The organism is Verrucomicrobiia bacterium (assembly GCA_023953615.1).
Taxonomy (GTDB): domain Bacteria; phylum Verrucomicrobiota; class Verrucomicrobiia; order Limisphaerales; family JADLHS01; genus JADLHS01.
The window spans coordinates 850,679-867,319 of record JAMLJH010000001.1 but is presented as its reverse complement, the minus strand read 5'-3'; the positions used below and the strand labels follow the sequence as shown (position 1 = coordinate 867,319).

Annotated in this window: 14 protein-coding genes; 8 read left to right on the top strand and 6 right to left on the bottom strand. The window is 58.2% G+C overall.

Going from position 1 to position 16,641, the window contains the following annotated elements; translation table 11 throughout:
* Positions 1–80: 80 nt before the first annotated feature.
* Positions 81–1,100 carry a hypothetical protein gene (locus M9920_03400; GenBank protein MCO5051328.1) on the bottom strand — a complete coding sequence of 340 codons (1,020 nt, stop codon included), beginning with the start codon at positions 1,098–1,100 and terminating at the stop codon, positions 81–83.
* 63 nt (positions 1,101–1,163) lie between these two features.
* Positions 1,164–2,219 (bottom strand): beta-lactamase family protein, encoded by a 1,056-nt coding sequence (locus tag M9920_03395; protein ID MCO5051327.1) that lies wholly within the window; start codon positions 2,217–2,219, stop codon positions 1,164–1,166.
* Between the two features lie 640 nt (positions 2,220–2,859).
* Here M9920_03395 and rpsT point away from each other — a divergent pair.
* Positions 2,860–3,123: a 30S ribosomal protein S20 gene (gene rpsT, locus M9920_03390; GenBank protein MCO5051326.1), complete on the top strand. Its 264-nt coding sequence runs from the start codon at positions 2,860–2,862 to the stop codon at positions 3,121–3,123.
* A 46-nt stretch (positions 3,124–3,169) separates the two neighbouring features.
* On the opposite strand, the gene M9920_03385 is transcribed toward rpsT, so the two are convergent.
* Positions 3,170–3,940: a glycosyltransferase family 2 protein gene (locus tag M9920_03385; GenBank protein ID MCO5051325.1), complete on the bottom strand. Its 771-nt coding sequence runs from the start codon at positions 3,938–3,940 to the stop codon at positions 3,170–3,172.
* A gap of 83 nt (positions 3,941–4,023) precedes the next feature.
* Here M9920_03385 and M9920_03380 point away from each other — a divergent pair, with 83 nt between their 5' ends.
* The 5 genes from M9920_03380 to M9920_03360 all read left to right on the top strand — a co-directional run bounded on the left by M9920_03380 (position 4,024) and on the right by M9920_03360 (position 10,628).
* On the top strand, positions 4,024–4,305 hold the full coding sequence (locus tag M9920_03380; protein MCO5051324.1) for a ferrous iron transport protein A: 282 nt from the start codon (positions 4,024–4,026) through the stop codon (positions 4,303–4,305).
* A gap of 19 nt (positions 4,306–4,324) precedes the next feature.
* On the top strand, positions 4,325–4,567 hold the full coding sequence (locus M9920_03375) for a ferrous iron transport protein A (protein ID MCO5051323.1): 243 nt from the start codon (positions 4,325–4,327) through the stop codon (positions 4,565–4,567).
* A 130-nt stretch (positions 4,568–4,697) separates the two neighbouring features.
* Positions 4,698–7,052 (top strand): ferrous iron transport protein B, encoded by a 2,355-nt coding sequence (gene feoB / locus M9920_03370; GenBank protein MCO5051322.1) that lies wholly within the window; start codon positions 4,698–4,700, stop codon positions 7,050–7,052.
* Positions 7,053–7,142: 90 nt separating this feature from the next.
* Positions 7,143–8,726, top strand: coding sequence for a B12-binding domain-containing radical SAM protein (locus M9920_03365; GenBank protein MCO5051321.1), 1,584 nt, complete (start codon positions 7,143–7,145; stop codon positions 8,724–8,726).
* A 3-nt stretch (positions 8,727–8,729) separates the two neighbouring features.
* Positions 8,730–10,628 carry a hypothetical protein gene (locus tag M9920_03360; GenBank protein ID MCO5051320.1) on the top strand — a complete coding sequence of 633 codons (1,899 nt, stop codon included), beginning with the start codon at positions 8,730–8,732 and terminating at the stop codon, positions 10,626–10,628.
* 106 nt (positions 10,629–10,734) lie between these two features.
* Here M9920_03360 and M9920_03355 read toward each other — a convergent pair whose 3' ends face one another.
* On the bottom strand, positions 10,735–11,670 hold the full coding sequence (locus M9920_03355; protein ID MCO5051319.1) for a DHH family phosphoesterase: 936 nt from the start codon (positions 11,668–11,670) through the stop codon (positions 10,735–10,737).
* Positions 11,671–11,933: 263 nt separating this feature from the next.
* Here M9920_03355 and M9920_03350 point away from each other — a divergent pair, with 263 nt between their 5' ends.
* Positions 11,934–12,305 carry a VOC family protein gene (locus M9920_03350; protein MCO5051318.1) on the top strand — a complete coding sequence of 124 codons (372 nt, stop codon included), beginning with the start codon at positions 11,934–11,936 and terminating at the stop codon, positions 12,303–12,305.
* A gap of 128 nt (positions 12,306–12,433) precedes the next feature.
* Here the strand turns inward: M9920_03350 and M9920_03345 are convergent, their stop codons facing one another.
* Positions 12,434–13,243 (bottom strand): DUF1559 domain-containing protein, encoded by an 810-nt coding sequence (locus tag M9920_03345; GenBank protein MCO5051317.1) that lies wholly within the window; start codon positions 13,241–13,243, stop codon positions 12,434–12,436.
* Positions 13,244–14,009: 766 nt separating this feature from the next.
* On the opposite strand from M9920_03345, the gene M9920_03340 reads away from it, so the two are divergent.
* Positions 14,010–14,939, top strand: coding sequence for an ISAs1 family transposase (locus M9920_03340; GenBank protein ID MCO5051316.1), 930 nt, complete (start codon positions 14,010–14,012; stop codon positions 14,937–14,939).
* 208 nt (positions 14,940–15,147) lie between these two features.
* On the opposite strand, the gene M9920_03335 is transcribed toward M9920_03340, so the two are convergent.
* Positions 15,148–16,635, bottom strand: a complete 1,488-nt coding sequence (locus M9920_03335) for a succinate CoA transferase (GenBank protein MCO5051315.1) — start codon at positions 16,633–16,635, stop codon at positions 15,148–15,150.
* Positions 16,636–16,641: the final 6 nt, after the last annotated feature.

Here is a 16,641-nt window from a genome sequence, read left to right as displayed (position 1 = left end):
AAGATGAAGCGTCGGTTGATTCGTGCAGTCTTGGCGCGGGCGTTCGCAGTGGTTTCGTTCGATTTAGGTCAAACCTGCCCTCACGGCTTCTTGCCGAACATTTGGGCGGCCATTTTCATCCCTATACGCATCATGTCCTGCTGCGACTTGAGCGAACTGGTGTAGGCCTCGTACTGCGCGGGGGAAAGGATGCTTTGCGCGCGTTCCAGGTAGCGTTGATTGAGCTGGTCCAGCTCCAGGAAATACTGATCCACATTTGCTTCATTGAACCTGGAGAAGGCGTCGTCGGAATAATCATTTTGATTGCTGAAATCCGTCGTGAAATGGAAGTTGCGTCGCTCCTCGGTCAAGGCCGCGATCAACAGTTGTTCCTGCCCGGAATTCAGCGCCTGCGCATCGCCCAACTGCGCCTTGAACTGATCCACGGCCATGCGATCCGGAATGGATTTTTCGTAATCCTGAAAGACCGCGTAATTATCGTCGCCCAGCAACGCCTTGATTTGTTCGTCCACTGCGGCGTGGTCTTCCCGGATGCGCTTGGTCAGTTCGGCGCGTTCCTCCGACGTCATTTCTCCGCTGATCGCCTGCATGCCCAGATCCGCTCCCGCCAGCATTTTATTCATGATCAAGTCTTTCAACGTGGCGGTCTGCTCTGGAGTCAGGTTCATGCTCTTGAAAAATTCCGCGTAGCTCTTGTCCACCATGCCACCCATGACTGCCTTTTGCTGACTCCTGATCAAATCGCGCATCTCCGGATTTTTCAACATGTCCCCAATCGCGCTGGCGAATTGGTTGGTGGACTGCGAGGCCGACGCTTCCGTCGCTGCGGTTTCAATCTCCGTCCGATTGGTCAATTGCCGCATCAACTGCGCGGCCGTGCTGGCATTGGCCAGCGACTCCTGTTGCGCCGTCTCCAAGGCCTCGCTTAGCCGGTGGCGCTGCGTTTCCGCCTCGGCTGCCGTCGCTTGGGCGGCGTCCACTTCGTGTTGCAATTCGATCAGCCGGGCTTCCAAGTGACCGGTCTGACGCCGCGCCTGATATAGCATCCCCACCGATGCGAGACAGGCGATCAGCAAGATTCCGATAATGAGATTTTTCATGAGTTAATCCTTGGTAAAGAGGCTTGATTTAATGCTGTTCATCCGCTTTGACACTCCATCCTTTCAAAGGTTTGGCCACATCAGGTCAATGACCCGGTTGGCATATGGCTCGAGGGGTTGATCCGAACGGTTGCTTAAAATAATCACGGTCAATTGCTGTTCCGGCATCCGCATCAGGCGCGTGCGAAAACCAATGGTCTCGCCGCTATGCCAGATTTGTTTGCTGCCGCGGTATTCCGTCAAATACCAGCCATACCCGTAACTCTTGCCCGGTTTGTCCGTGGCGATATGTGGCGCGAACGCTTCCTCGCGCGTGGCGGCGCTGACCAGCTTGGTTGTATAAAGCGCCTGATCCCATTGGAACAAGTCCTGGAGCGAGGAATAAATGCCGCCATCGCCCAACACCGAACTGCTCAGGCTTTGATCCGTGCGTTCCCAGCCGCCGGCACGACGTCCATGGCCAAAAGCGCGATGCAACACGCGTGAACTGCCGGCTTCGTAGGCCAAGGTGTTGCTCATGCCCAAGGGTTGAAAAATGTTATCGCGTAGAAACCGCGCGAACGTCTGCCCCGACCGCGCCTGCACGATCAACGCCAATAGCGAATACGCCGTGTTGCTGTAGCGGTATTGCGTTCCGGGCGGAAAATAGGTCGGCGCGCGATTTGTCCGCCCATCTTGAATGATGAGGCGCAAGACATCCTGATCCAGCACCGGCAGCGTCGTGCCCGGCGGGATCAGATCTTCGTAATCCAACAATCCCGAGCTGTGCGTCAACAGTTGGCGCACGGTGATCGTCTGGCCAAACGCGGGGAACTCCGGGAAAAAAGCGGGCAGCGTTTCTTCAAGCGTCAACTTGCCGCGCTCGCGCAAAATCAGCACGGACAGCGCCGTGAATTGTTTGCTGACCGAAGCGAGGCGGAAGTTGGTCTCGGGCGTGTTGGGCGTGCGCGATGTCAAATCCGCCAGACCATAACCCTTGGCGAAAACCATCCGCCCCGCGCGAATGATTCCCACACTGGCGCCCGGACCGTCCGCCTGATTAAACGGCGCAAAGATGGCGTCCACTTGGGCGGCTTGATCCGCCGACAACTCCGGCTTTGCATGAGCAATCGAAAACATGACAACTACTGGCATCAACCAATGCCGGATGAATTTCACGGGCACGCCGATACTTTGCGCGGTCCGCGTCGCGCTGGCGACTCTAAACTTTCTCGTTTTCTCCACCTGAAAACGGTGGTCAGGAGGCCGTCCTTCCCTCGTGAAGTATTAGAACTGGATGTCATTCGGGAGGGCACGAACGGCCACCGCCGAGGACGGCGGCGCCACCTTGGGCTTGGATGAAACGGCCAATCTGTCCGTTCTGGTCGGCGGCAACCAAAGTTAATACCGAAGAGAATTATCAAGACGGCCAGGCGAACGCCCGACAGATTTCGAAATAAGAATCCGACCCCGATCAGGCAACAGATCATTCCCAAAACAGCGATGTCGAATACATCTATATTGATCATGGCAAAAATTTAAGTGCGCTGCGAAACGCAGGCGGTGGTCAGACCGTCTCGAGAATTTCGCAGTCCGATGGCTTTCATTGGATTGAACCGTAGCCAGTGGCGTTGAGGTTGTCCATCGTGAATCGGAAAGCGGATGGGAAGGCGGAGGCCGACCGAATTTTCTCTTCTCGCCCAGGCTGCTTGCTTCAGCATTGACAGCGAGCGGTATTTCGCTACCGTGACAGCCTTTTAATAGAGTTAGAGACGATTTTATGCCGAATACCAAGTCAGCCGAAAAACGCATGCGCAGCAGTGCGCGCAAGGAATTACATAACCGCTCCGTCATTTCCCGGGTGCGCCGGTCGGAGAAAGGGCTTCGGGCAACGCTGGCCTCCGGTAAAAAAGATGAGGCCGCCAAGCACCTCCCCGAGGTGTTGTCGGTGATTGATAAGGCCGTAAAATCCAAAGTGCTGACGCGCAACGCGGCCAACCGCAAAAAATCCCGCCTCACGCTCGCGTTCAATCGCGCGAAATAAATCCACGGGCCACCTCCCTTTCCGGGCGCAGACCCGGACGCGGTTTCTACGCTTCTTCGCGGCGTTCCCGGCGAGGAAAAAATAATCGCGATTTGATCAATCCCATCCGGCTCAACCGGAAGCGCAGCCCGGTGGCGAGACAGCCAAAACCGTACTTCACGCTGCGCCGGAAGTTGATCGAGGAAGCGTCGGCAAAGTATTTCGTCGGGCAACTGACCTCGCCGATCGAGAATCCGTGCCAGACGATTTGCGCCAGCATTTCGTTATCAAAAACAAAATCGTTGGAATTGCCGCTCAAATCGAGCGTCTCCAACACCTCGCGCGAGAAGGCACGATAACCGGTGTGATACTCGGACAGCTTGGCGCCGATCAGCAGATTTTCCACAAGCGTGAGCCAGCGATTCGACACGTATTTCCAAACCGGCATCCCACCTTTGAGCGCGTAACCGCCCAGAATCCGGCTCGCCAGCACGCAGGGATGCACTCTGTTGGCAATCATGGAAACCATCGCGGGCAGCAGCAACGGCGTGTATTGGTAGTCCGGATGCAGCATTACCACAATGTCCGCTCCCGCCGCCAAGGCCAGCCGGTAACAGGTTTTTTGATTACCTCCATAACCGATGTTTTTCTCATGCTCGTAAACCTGCACGCCCGGCAGGGTGAGCGCCAACGCCACGGTTTCGTCATGACTCCGATCATCCACCAGAATAATCTGGTCCACAAATTCCTGTTCCCGCACCTCCGCGTAGGTCTGGCGCAGGGTCTTGGCGGCGTTGTAGGCGGGCATCACCACGACGACTTTTTTTCCCCGATACATGGTGGAAGCCAGCTTGCCGGGAGCGGACCGACAACGCAAATCCAACTTGCCGAGACGGTGGCCCGACTCTATGCTATCGCCGCTTGAAAAAGAACGCTCCGTCCACCGCCCCAGACACTCCGTTGGAGTGTTGCGAAATCACCGGCATGTGCCCGCTTTCGGCGGTGAACGCCGGAACGGTGGTCTGTATCAAGCGACACTTGGCGCAGCCTTCGGTGATTGATCGGTTGCGGGAACTCGGGTTGGGCGAACACCAACAGATCCGACTGGTCAGCCAGCATCCCAGCTTGATTTGTCAGGTGTGCAACACGCGAATCGCCCTCAGCCCGGCACTGGCGGCGGCGATTTTGGTCGAACCAGTTTAACGTCTCGGTCGCCCGCTTCATGCCCGCCGCTTCGCAACCCCTCACCACCGTCGCCTTGGGCGCCACGGCCACAGTCGTCGAAATCCAGTTGCCCGCCGCGCAGCGACCGCGTTTGATGGAAATGGGATTGTTGGTGGGAACGAAAGTCGAGCTGGTCCGCTTTGCGCCCTTGGGCGATCCCGTTGAGATCAAGGTGCGCGGTTACAATCTCACCCTCCGCAAGCATGAAGCAGAACAAATTTTGGTCACCGGCGCGGCGTGACGCAAAACGCCGTGTCCTCCCCGGAGTTCGCCGCTCTTTTTCCGCGTCCCGGCAAGTGACCGATAAAGAATGACAAATTTCGGCAATCCAACCGCGGCAGAAATTCATTAAACTGCCGGCGAGAGAACAAGTGATCGAACCATCGCCACAGTCCAGTCCTGACCCGGTCAATCCCACGTCCAGCGCCCCGGCCAACCCGACGTCCGTTCCCTACGTCGCGCTGACCGGTAATCCCAATTCCGGCAAGACGACGTTGTTCAACCGGCTCACCGGCTTGCGCGCCAAGGTGGGCAATTACGCGGGCGTGACGGTTGAACGCAAGGAAGGCCGGTTAAAGCACGGGCCGTCCGACCGGGAAATTCGGATTCTCGATCTGCCCGGCACTTACAGCCTCAGTCCCAACTCCATGGATGAGCAGGTCTCGCGGGATGTGCTGCTCGGCCGGTTGAAGGAAGTGCCGCAACCGCAACTGGTCGTTGTGGTGGTGGACGCGGCAAATCTGCAGCGCAATCTCTACTACGCCACCCAAGTGATTGAGCTGGGGTATCCGACCATCATCGCGTTGAACATGACCGACGTGGCGGAAGAGTTGGGGCAGGTTGTTGATGCCAACCAACTCGCCCAATGTCTCGAAGCGCCCGTTTTGCCAATCGTGGCGAGCACGGGTCGGGGCGTAGCGGAGTTACGCGAAAAAATTGTCGAACTGATTGCCAACCCGCCCGTCCGCCAACCCCGGTTGTTTTGTCAACTGCCCGGTTTGTTCCGGATTGAAGCCACCGGTCTGGCCGGGCTGCTGGCCACGACCTTTCAGAATCGTCCCCGGCAGGCCACGGCGGAAGCGTTGTTGATTCTCAGTAATGAAAATGCCGTGGCTTCGAGCCGCACGCATTATCCGCCGGAGATTCAGTCCGCCGTGACGGCGGCGCGGCAACGTCTGGAAGCCGCCAAGGTGGATTGGCGCGGCGCGCCCATCGAGTGGCGCTACGCTCGTGTGGCGGAAATTCAGCAAGCCGTCACCAGCGAACTGGCCCCGCCCGGCGAAACTTTCAGCGACAAGGCGGATCGCATCATCACCCATAAAATCTGGGGCAGCCTGATTTTTCTGGCGCTGATGTTCGTGATCTTCCAGTGCATTTTTACGTTTGCGGATTACCCCATGCGCTGGCTGGAAGGCGGCATGACCTGGATGGGAGATCAAGTGGGAAACGTGCTGCCGCCGGGGGATTTGCGGGACTTGCTGGTGAACGGCGTGATCGCCGGGGTCGGCAGCGTGGTGGTGTTTCTGCCGCAGATTCTGATGTTGTTTACCTTCATCGGATTGTTGGAGGACACGGGCTACATGGCGCGCGCGGCGTTTCTGATGGATCGGCTGATGAGCCGGGTGGGGTTGCACGGGAAAAGTTTTATTCCCATGTTAAGCTCCTTCGCCTGCGCCATTCCGGGGATCATGGCCACGCGAACCATTGAAAGTCCGAAAGACCGGCTCGTCACCATTTTGGTCGCTCCCTTGATGAGTTGTTCGGCGCGGCTGCCAATTTACACGCTGTTGATCGGCGCCACCATTCCGGATCGCGTGTTGGGTGATTTGAATTACCGCCTCAATCTCGGCTTCGCTCAATTCAATCTCTTCGGTTTTCTGGGGCTGCGCGGTTTGACGATGCTGGCCATGTATTTACTGGGAATTATTGTGGCCCTGCTGATGGCCTGGGTTTTCAAGAAAACCCTGCTCAAGAGCGAAACCCCGATGCTCATCATGGAGTTGCCGCCGTACAAACGCCCGCTCCTTCGGGTGGTGCTGCAACACATTTGGGATCGTTCCAAACTGTTTCTCACCCGGGCCGGCACCGTGATTCTGGGCGTCAGCATCGTGCTTTGGTTTCTGGCGACGTATCCCAAGAGCGACAACCTGGACGCACAATTCGCCGCGCAACGCGCCGCCATCACCAATTCATTCAACGCCGTGACCCTGGCCACGGGACCGGGCAGCCTGGCCAATCAGAACGTCGCCATGGAGGAACAGTTGGCCGCCGTGGATCAGGCGGCGTTTGGCCAAAGCCTGCGCCACAGTTTCGCGGGCCGGATGGGCCGCGCCATCGAGCCGATTTTGACGCCGCTGGGCTTCGACTGGAAAATTGGCATCGGCATCATTTCCTCCTTTGCGGCGCGCGAAGTTTTTGTCAGCACGATGTCCACGGTTTACAACCTGAGCGATGCCGGTGATTCGGACGCAGGCATGAAAACCTTGGAGCAGACGTTGCGCGAGCAGAAACGGCCTGACGGGCAGCCGGTTTACACCACGCTCGTCGCGGTCACGCTCATGGTGTTTTACGTTTTCGCCCTGCAATGCGCGAGCACCGTGGCGATTGTGCATCGCGAAACCAACTCCTGGAAGTGGCCGGCGTTCCAATGGGCGTACATGGGCGTGCTGGCTTGGACGTTGGCTTTCATCACGTATCAAGGCGGTAGATTACTGGGTTGGGGTTGATCCATTGTTGGCTGCCGTCTGCGGTCAACCCCGGCAGGGAATTCGTCTCTTGGCTTTCCGATCGCCGCCGCTTTTGTTACGTTGCCGCCGATGCCGGACATCATTCTTACCACGCTGAATGCCAAGTTCATTCATGCGTCATTTGGCCTGCGCTATTTGTTTGCCAACCTCGGCGAACTGCAAGCACGCGCGGCGCTGATCGAGTTTGACATCAACCAGCGGCTGCTGGACGTGGCGGAAGTGTTGCTCGCCCAAAATCCCAAAATCATCGGCTTCGGCGTTTACGTTTGGAACACCACGGAAACGGCCAAGGTCCTCACCGTCATCAAACGCGTGCGGCCGGACATCATCGTCATCCTCGGCGGTCCTGAAGTGAGTTACGAAACCGAGCAACAGGACATCGTGCAACTGGCGGACCACGTCATCACCGGTGAAGCGGATTTGAAATTTGCCGAGGTTTGCCGGCAATTGTTGACCCCACCGCCGGCCGGCGCCATCGAGCCTCCCGCCGCCGGTGATCGCGCGGCAAACAACGCCGTATCGTTGCCCAGGGTGATTCCAGCGACGCCACCCAATTTCTCCGAAATTATCCTGCCTTACGCGCTTTACAACGCGCAGGACATTGCGCACCGCGTGCTCTACGTCGAGGCCTGGCGCGGCTGCCCGTTCTCGTGCGAGTTTTGTCTGTCCTCGCTGGACGTGCCGGTTCGCGCCGTTGATCTCGAACGCTTCCTCGGCGAGATGCAAAAACTCCTCGACCGGGGCGCGCGCCAATTCAAGTTTGTGGATCGCACCTTCAGTCTGAATCTGAAGATCAGCCGCGCCATTCTCGAATTTTTTCACGAGCGCCATCAGCCCGGTAACTTCTATCACTTTGAGATGATTCCCGACCGTTTGCCGGAAGGATTGCGGGATACCATCGCGAAGTTTCCTCCCGCCGCCATGCAGTTTGAAGTCGGCATTCAAACCTTTAACCCGGCTGTCGCGCAATTGATCAGTCGCCGGCAAAATTACGCGAAGCTGGAGGATAATCTGACGTGGTTGCGCAAACACACGGGCGTGCATGTGCATGCCGATTTGATTGCCGGATTGCCGGGCGAAGACCTGAACAGCTTCGGCGACGGATTCGACAAACTCGTGGCTTTGCGACCCCAGGAGATTCAGGTCGGCATCCTCAAACGCCTGCGCGGCACGCCCATTGCCCGGCACGACGCCAAGTGGGAAATGATTTATCATCCGCAACCACCGTATGAAATTCTGCAAACCAAGCTGATTGATTTTGCCACCATGCAACGCCTGCGCCGCTTTGCCAAGTACTGGGACCTCGTGGGCAACAGCGGCAACTTCATTGAAACCACGCCGTTGCTTTGGTCGGGGAAACCCTCGCCGTTCCGGGCCTTTCTCGACTGGAGCGACTGGCTGTTCTCCCGCACCCAACGCACCGATAGCATCGCCTTGTCCCGTTTGATGGAACTGTTGCTGGAATACCTCACCACCACGCATCAACTCGACGCGCAACAAGTGGCTGAAGTCTTGTGGCGCGATTACCAACGCGGTGGCCGTCAGAACAAACCCGGCTTTCTCGCGGCCCTCATTCCTGACGCGCCCAGGCGGACGGCACCGGTGCGGCCTGCCGGGCCGAAACGCCAGTCCCGTCATCGTGAAACCAATTGATTTGTGGATTCCCATCGAACTATTTGCGCGGCGCCGCTCTGGACAAGCTCCGTTCCACTGACGTCAACCCTCAGCCGGGCGACCATCGCGTCACGGATCAAAGTCCGCCGGCGCTGGCTTCCGGGCTTGTTGCTCATCGGCCATTTGCTTCACTTTACGTCGCTCGCGCAAACGCTCACGCTTCCACCTCGTCCCGCCACCGCGTTGACGGCGAGTCAACTGCTCACCAACGCCACTCTGCTCTCGACCAATCTCGAAGCGCGGGAAGCTTTCGTTCGCGCCCAAATCCTCTCCGGCAACGTGCCCGATTTCCTGCGTCAATTAAGTCCCGTCACCGTGACCCACTACGATTCCGGTCGCACGAATACACTGACTTTCTACGCCACCCCGGATTACCTCGCTCTTGGTCGCAATGATGATTATCTGCTGATGCCCATGACGCCGGCGACGGCGCAGGACATTGCTGATCGCGCCGGTTGCATCCTGCCAACGCGAAAAATGGCGGACGCCATTTTTGCCAATGCCACCGTGCGCCTGGCGCCGCAACCTCTGCCGCCCGATTCGCGGATGACGACGCCCGCCGTTTTTATCCAGCATAATGATTTGGTGCGCGCCCAGCGGGCTGAAGAACTGGCCCAACACCCGCTCGGCGCTTTGACCGTCGGCGCCAAAAAGGACGTGGTGATCTCGACGCGGCTCGCGTCCGTCACCAACAAAGTGGCGATCTACGGTTGGCCACGGCTGGACGGTTCGATCATCCAACCTCTTTTCCTCGGACACACCGCGGCCTGGGTGGATTACAGTCATGGCGTTCGACTGGTAGCGCAAGCGGTTCAACTCAACGGCCAACGAACCAACATCGCGGCGGTTCTCGCGGCGACGAATCTTTGTCCGCTGCTGAGCGATGAAGGGGTAATGTTGTCGCCGCGTTACCCGACGCCGGTAACTGGCGTCGCGGCGGGCGCGTCGCCCCAAGCGCGTTGGCCGGAAGGTTTTCGTGTTGGTGAAGCCTTTGGCGAATTGACGCGCGAGCTGCATTTGCCGGAAGGAGTGCGCATGGTCATCAACGCGCCGGCACTGGAAAGTTTTGCCCCCAACCAGCCGGTTGAACTGATCATTTTTGCCGTGCCCAACGGCAACACGATTGAATGGACCATCGGCAAGCGGGTGCAACCTGGTGACGATTGGCGCTTCGACATACAGCAGATCGGCGCACAGACGCGCTGGCTTCGCCAACGGCAAACGAACCAAACCCTGGTTGTTGCCTACCTGGAAAACTCGCTGAAAAGCTGGCCCGCCTGGCGTCGTCAGCATGGCGATGCGGACATTCCAGCGCTGATCAATGTGGTGCGCGATATTTTTGCCGCCTATCCGCAGCGCCTCGTATTAACGGGGCACAGCGGCGGCGGCAGTCTGACGTTTGGCTATCTCAACGCGCTGCCGGAAATTCCCAATGATGTGGAGCGCATCGCTTTTCTGGACAGCAATTACGCCTACGAAACCACGAACCATCTGGCCAAGCTGTCCCGGTGGTTGCGCGCCAATTCCCACCATCACCTCAGCGTGTTGGCCTACCACGATTCGATTGCGTTGTTGAACGGCAAAACCTTTGTGAGTGAACGCGGCGGTACCTGGGGGCGCAGCCACGCGATGCTGGCGGACTTGAGTCGTGAATTTTCTTTCACCAGCAATACCAATGATGCGGGCTTGCAGACGCACCTTGCCGCAAATGGCCGGATTCAATTCTTCCTGAAGGAAAATCCCGAGAAAAAAATCCTCCACACCGTTCAAGTGGATCGTAATGGGTTTATTCACGCACTGCTGACTGGCACGCCGCTGGAAAACCGCGATTACGAATATTTCGGCGCCCGCGTTTACGAGCAATGGATTCAAGGCAACTGAACTGATTGGGACTGTGGCGCGACGATGGAATTCAGCGCGCGGCGTGGGCGTGGGTTTCTCAGCCTTGACCAGTAGATGCTGTTGAGCGTGAGTAACTGGCCTCTGGTTACTTCTTCTCAATCGCCGCGAACAAGCTTTCCAGGCTGTTCAAGTTAGCGTGCGTCTCCGTTTGGGGATTCAAGAGGTGGCGCAGGTAATCCACCGCCTCGGGAATGTTGCGAATGGAGCGCGGCAACAAGGCGCCGCTGGCGTTCGCATGCCCGCCGCCCTGCAACTTCTCCGCCACTTTGATCGCCTCGCCATTCCGACTGCGAAAGCTGGCAATCACATTCGTGCCCCGGCGAAACAGCGTCACCAGCACGGGATATTTCACCGCACCACTCTCGAGCAGCTGGTGAACAATTTTATTGCTGCTGCCCACCACGGTATCCATGTAACCCACCGTGGCGCTCAACTCGGTGATGTGGCGTTTGCTCCATTCCAAGCCAATCGGGTCCTCGACCCGGCGTTTGGTTTCCATCACTTCCAAAAGAGGATGATCCAGCAACCGCTCGAGCTGGCCATCAATCAGGGCGTGCAGGTTCCAAAACCCATAAACCTTCACGAGACTGGCATAATCGCCCGCCACCACAAAATCCGGATCCGCCTCCAGGAACAGGTCGGCGACGTCGCTCAGATGCACGAGCCGATCTAGCTCCGGAGATTGCAGTCCATGCTGACAGCACAACTCATAAACCAGTCGGCTGGCGGACTTGCCGATGTCATGCACCAACGTGGCCCGCTGCGCCACGGCGTCGGTTAGGTGATGATCCACGATGAGCCAGTTCGGCTTGTCCAGCCGCGAATCAAACGTGTGGTCCGCCACCCAGGCGGACGCTTCCCGCAGATCGCGCTTGATCCAAAAATTATAGTGATACGCCTCCAACGGCACCTCGGCATTAAACAGGCGTCGGGCCAGGCGCTGCAACAACACCCCGGCGACCAGTCCGTCGAGATCGCTTTCGTGGGTGAGGATGACTTCGGGGTGCGGCAGCGCAATCATGCGCGAGAGCGTAGAAAATTCGCTTTCGTCTGGCGAGCCGTGATTTTACCGCGCTGATGAACCGCACCGAAAAACAGATTTTACCCGACACATTTTTGCCACTACGCTTTGACCGTTCGCGCGCGTGACGTTGCGGATCGCGGCCAGCGGCTCATCACAACGGCGCGCGACCAAAAGGCAAGTCGTCCAAGCAGGTGTAAGCGGTGTCGCGCCTGGCGCAAAACGTGATGGTTCGCGCGCGGTTGAATCCGCCCATTCGCTGAATGCAAATTGTTGAACTCAACCATGTGGCCTTGTTCGTCCTGGATGTGGAACGCAGTTGTGAATTTTATCTGCGCGCCCTGAAGCTCAGTCCGCTGCCCCGACCGGCTTTTGATTTTCCGGGCGCGTGGTTCCGTCTGGGTGCGACGCAGGAATTACATCTAATCGGTGGCCGTCGCGAACCCAGCATCTCAGGCAAGCGCAGCAACCATTTCGCGTTGCGGGTTGATGACGTTGCCGCCTGGCACCAACACCTGATTCAGGTAGGTGCGGAGTTTCTACCACCCAAACAACGGCCGGACGGAGCGTGGCAAATTTTCGTCACCGATCCGGACGGGCACATGGTTGAACTCTGCACGCAACCCGGCAAGTAAACGCGCGGGTCAACACGGCCCTGACTGTAAAAAACAAGCGGATCGCCGCAGCGTCCGGATTGAACAACCTCTCAAGTTCTGGCGCTTCGCGGTCGTGAGTTGCCTGCGCCTCACCGTTAGGCCGGACTTTACATATTCGTAGTGATTCCCGACGGGCGATAGAAGAGCGACCAACCCAGACCTCCGGAGCCGTAATCCACCGTGGCTCTTGGGTTACTGACGTCGAACCGGTACCAATGGACATGACCATCCTCGAAAAGAAAATTTCCGCCATCGGGCACACCACCATTGCCGCGATGGCTGGCGGTCAGGTAAGTCTTGCCGTCATAACTCGAAGACCAGGTCAACGCGCCGCGATTGGCGGCCAAATTCCAGGTGCCCACCGCCTGCAAGCGGTCGCTCATGATGGGAGCGTGCCGTTGCGCGCCGCCAAATTGTTTCTTGAAATGCCACTCCGCCAGTCCGGCGGAATTATAGGGCCAGCTATTGCCCGCGTTGTTCTCGCGGCCGGGCAGATAGAAATAGCCAATCAACTGCTGCGCGTTGTCCGAAGTGATCCCGGTTTCCGCAATGCGATGCCAGTCATCGGTCGGGCAATATAAAACATCATTGCGCGTCCGTTGATTGACCGCCGTCCCGCGATGGTTCGGCAGTAAATAATTTTTGTAGAAGTCGTTCAGGTTGGGGGCCATCCAACTGAGATCGTGACCGCCGCGATTGTCGGGAAACGCGTTTTTATAGTCTGCCGCGTAGGCGTTTAGCGCCACGCCCCATTGCTTCAAATTGCTCAAACACTGGACGCGCACGGCCCGGGTTTTGGCCTTGCTCAAGGCCGGCAGCAGCATCGCCGCCAGAATCGCGATGATCGCAATTACGACCAGTAATTCGATCAACGTAAACGCCTCCGAAACCGGGCAGGGACGATCATTGGCTTTCATGGAGCGACTATATGGACGCCCTGTGAACTTGGCAATAGGGATGTCGGTGGATGTTGGTGGAAAACAACGCCCGGTTAAAACTGCTCCGGGGTCAGTTTATCGGCTCGATACGCGCAATCCGTCTTGCCGGTCGGAATGGTGAACAGTGAAGGAACGCCGATCGAGGTGGCGGTGCGGTCACTCATACTTTACGAACTTCCTTCTGGCTCAAGCTCGTTTGGGGCCGCCCTACTGCCAGCACAATCTGCGGTCTTTCCCTTGCTCGGCAAGGCAGCGGCTTCGTCGGATTCGATTGTAGCTGTTTTTCGCGGAGCCGCTTCCGATCCATGAGGTTCTCGGCATTCTCAGGCGGTTGGAAGGCCGCATCAATGGCGGATGAAACATTACGCCTTTTCCTCGGCGTCTTCCTGCATGTGGTTTAGAGCGTTTGCAGAGTGAGTCTCTCCCGTTAAACTGTAACCGACATGGCGATCTTTCAATTATCCACAACTATTTGGTGAAGAATGAAAATTCTTTGCGAATGAAATGTACAAATATCGACAGTTGTGGTGGATAATTGGGATGCAAACCAAAACCGCAGCCACCAAGTCAGAGCGAACCACCAACGACTCGACCCACAGCCCCTCAGGGCCTACGCATTAAACATTTTTAAGTTAGTGAGTGCAAGTTGTTGAGTGGCACTAGTTTGAGAAAGTGAAATTTAGAGGTTCCCAAACGCGTTCAAATAGGGTTGATACTACGGATGCAAAATGCCGGCATCAACCCGTTGAAAAACCAACTCCTCCAACTGACCGATCCGCGCTTGCAGCGCAAGCGCAAGCACGAACTCATTGACGTGCTGATGATCGCCGTCGCCGCGCGGCTCTGCGGCGCGGAAAACTTCACCCACATGGCGCAGTTTGGGAAAGCCAAGGAGGCTTGGTTGCGCACCTTCCTGACCCTGGCCCACGGCATTCCCAGTCACGATACTTTCCGGCGGGTCTTTATGCTGCTGGCGCCGGAGTCATTCTCCGCCGTGTTCCTAAACTGGACGCAATCTCTGCGTCAGGCGGTGGGGGCCGAAGTGGTGGCGCTGGATGGCAAGACCGTGCGCCGCAGTTTTGATGCGGCCAAGGGCCAAAGCGCGATCCATCTGGTCAGCGCTTGGGCCAGCGCCAACCGGCTGGTATTGGGGCCAATCAAGGTGGACGCCAAGAGCAATGAAATCACCGCCGTGCCCGAACTGCTGCGGGCGCTGGAACTGGCCGGGCGCATCGTTACGGTGGACGCGCTGAACTGCCAGAAGCACATCGCCCAAGAGATCCAGGCAGCCGACGCCGACTACGTGCTGGCCCTCAAAGCCAACCACGGAACGGCGTATGAAGAGATTAAAACCTTTCTGGATGCGGCCGTGGCGGAAACCCGCGCGCCCAAGCTGCCAGGCGTCAAACGCTCGCCGATGGCCGCGACCTTGGTGGCGCATGCAACGGTGGACAAAGGACATGGCCGACTGGAGACGCGGCGTTACTATCAAAGCGCGGAACTCGACTGGTTTGCCGATCGCGCCGCCTGGGCCGGGTTGCGCACGGTGGGGCTGGTGGAAGAGTTACGCCCGATTTACGAAAGTGCCGAGCGCGTGCGGAGATTGGTTTCACACCCTTGGCTTGTCCAACAGGTAAACGTTACCGCAACGGAGAATAGTGTAATTACGAACTAGAACGGGTATAAATCCGCCGCGCCCCGCTCTCATGAAATATTCGGGCTAAAGAGTTTTGACACCGGGATTTTTCAGGAAGGGGGAAAAAGCGCCAAGCCCCCCAACCGCCAGATTTCAAGAAACTTCAAGCTTCAACCTCCAAACACCAACGGAACGGCCGCTGGTGTTTGGAATTTCTCCGGGGACTGGAGGTTGGGGCTTGGTGTTTTTATCCCCACTTCGTTTGCCGCATGTCGCCGGTTGCGCCGAAAGCCAGGTGCATCTTGAACGCATCCCCCAGACTTTGCAGGGTGTGCCCGCTGCCGCCCCGCGCCGCATACTCCCGCAGTAGCGGACGATAATCCGGATGAACGCAGTTCTCGATGATCAACCGGGCGCGTTCCCGCGGCGCCCGGCCGCGCAAATCCGCGATCCCCTGTTCGGTCACCACGATGGAGACCGAGTGCTCGCTGCTGTCCAGATGACTGACCATCGGCACAATGGTGCTGATCGTCCCGGCTTTGGCCGTCGAAGGGCAGATGAAAATCGAGAGGAACGCGGCGCGGGCGAAGTCCGCCGAGCCGCCGATGCCATTCATCATGTTGCGTCCCAGCACGTGCGTGCTGTTCACGTTGCCGCTCAAGTCCACCTCCAGGGCCGTGTTGACGGATATCGTCCCGATCCGGCGCACGACTTCAGGATTGTTGGTGATCTCCTGCGGGCGCAGCAACAGGCGCGAGCGGAAGTAGGCCCAATCCTTATACATCCCCTCCAACGTCGTGGCGGGCACGGTCAGCGAGGAACCGCTCGCGAAGGTCACGCGCCCTTTTTGCATCAACGCAATGACCGCATCCTGGATCACCTCCGTGTACATCTGGAAATTGGGGATGCCCGGATGATCCGCCAGCGCCATCAACACCGCGTTCGCCGTGTCCCCGACGCCGGATTGCACCGGCAGGAAGGCCGCCGGAATCAGGCCGCGTTTGACCTCGGCCGCCAAAAATTCCGCCACATTATTGCCGATGCGGGCGGTCGTCTCGCCCACGGGGGGAAAGGCATTCGTTTCGTCCGGCAGGTTTGTTTCCACCACGCCCACGATCTTGGCCGGGTCCACTTGAATGACCGGCTGGCCGATGCGATCCGACGGGCGGAACACCGGGATGTCACTGCGTTGGGGCGGATTTTCCGGCTCAAAGATGTCATGCACGCCGCGCAGAAAATTGGGGTGATACCGGTTCAACTCCACCACGATCTTCTCCGCCTGGTTACAAAACGTCGGCGCCGCACCCACCGACGACGTCAGCACGATCTCGCCATACTTTGTCACCTCGCACGCTTCGATCACCGCCAGATGGATCGGCCCCAAAAAGCCGTAGCGCACATCCTGCGGCAACCGCGACAGGTGCATGTCGAAGAACCGGGTTTCGCCCGCGTTGATGCTCTTGCGCAAGTCCGGATCGGACTGGTACGGCGTGCGAAAGCCGATGGCCTTGGCTTTGGCCAACGCGCCGTCCAGGGAGCGCCCGGTGCTCGCCCCGGAGATCACGTTCACCTTGAACGGCCGGCCCGCGGCGTGTTCCTGTTCGGCGCGGCGGGCGATGGCCAGCGGCACCACTTTGGGCGCGCCCGCCGCCGTGAAGCCGCTCACCGCCAGCGTTTCGTTGTCGTTGATGAGTCGGGCCGCTTCTGCGGCCGTAAGTTTCGTCACAGTACTCATGATGGT

Bases quoted from the DNA above. Each gene is read 5' to 3' on its own strand.
- M9920_03400 (MCO5051328.1), bottom strand. From the start codon at position 1,100: ATGAAAAATCTCATTATCGGAATCTTGCTGATCGCCTGTCTCGCATCG.
- M9920_03395 (MCO5051327.1), bottom strand. From the start codon at position 2,219: ATGTTTTCGATTGCTCATGCAAAGCCGGAGTTGTCGGCGGATCAAGCC.
- rpsT (MCO5051326.1), top strand. From the start codon at position 2,860: ATGCCGAATACCAAGTCAGCCGAAAAACGCATGCGCAGCAGTGCGCGC.
- M9920_03385 (MCO5051325.1), bottom strand. From the start codon at position 3,940: ATGTATCGGGGAAAAAAAGTCGTCGTGGTGATGCCCGCCTACAACGCC.
- M9920_03375 (MCO5051323.1), top strand. From the start codon at position 4,325: ATGCCCGCCGCTTCGCAACCCCTCACCACCGTCGCCTTGGGCGCCACG.
- M9920_03365 (MCO5051321.1), top strand. From the start codon at position 7,143: ATGCCGGACATCATTCTTACCACGCTGAATGCCAAGTTCATTCATGCG.
- M9920_03355 (MCO5051319.1), bottom strand. From the start codon at position 11,670: ATGATTGCGCTGCCGCACCCCGAAGTCATCCTCACCCACGAAAGCGAT.
- M9920_03350 (MCO5051318.1), top strand. From the start codon at position 11,934: ATGCAAATTGTTGAACTCAACCATGTGGCCTTGTTCGTCCTGGATGTG.
- M9920_03345 (MCO5051317.1), bottom strand. From the start codon at position 13,243: ATGAAAGCCAATGATCGTCCCTGCCCGGTTTCGGAGGCGTTTACGTTG.
- M9920_03335 (MCO5051315.1), bottom strand. From the start codon at position 16,635: ATGAGTACTGTGACGAAACTTACGGCCGCAGAAGCGGCCCGACTCATC.